Origin of the sequence: Micromonospora sp. DT4, assembly GCF_049841675.1 — a bacterium.
GTDB lineage: Bacteria > Actinomycetota > Actinomycetes > Mycobacteriales > Micromonosporaceae > Micromonospora.
In genome coordinates this window covers 1-558 of record NZ_JBNCKT010000367.1, presented here as the reverse complement: position 1 = coordinate 558, position 558 = coordinate 1, and the positions used below count along the sequence as shown (strand labels likewise).

Below are 558 nucleotides of genomic sequence, written 5' to 3'. Positions count from 1 at the left end.
ACCACCCTCACGCGGCGGACCGGAACGACCACGATCGCCCCCGCCCTGGAAACCGCCCTCACGACGATCACCACCACCGAAGCCGCCCTCACGCGGCGCGCCCGGACGCGATCCATCGCGGTCACCGCCACGGAAACCACCCTCGCGACGGTCACCGCCACGGAAACCACCCTCGCGACGGTCACCGCCACGGAAACCACCCTCACGGTCACCGCCGCGGAAACCACCCTCACGCGGCGGACCGGAACGACCACGATCGCCCCCGCCCTGGTAACCGCCCTCACGACGATCACCACCACGGAAACCACCGTCACGGTCACCGCCACGAAAACCACCCTGGCGGTCGCCACCACGGAAGCCGCCCTCACGGGACGCGCCGCCCTCGCGGCGGTCACCGCCGCGGAAACCACCCTCGCGGTCACCGCCGCGGAAACCACCCTCGCGGTCACCGCCGCGGAAACCACCCTCGCGGTCGCCGCCGCGGAAACCACCCTCACGCGGCGGACCGGAACGACCACGATCGCCCCCGCCCTGGAAACCGCCCTCACGACGATCACC

At 72.2% G+C, this 558-nt stretch carries 1 protein-coding gene; it reads left to right on the top strand.

Annotated features, from left to right (window positions below; all coding sequences use genetic code 11):
- A partial coding sequence (locus tag ACLQ24_RS30140; RefSeq protein WP_425895121.1) for a hypothetical protein occupies positions 1 to 558 on the top strand: 558 nt, incomplete at both ends.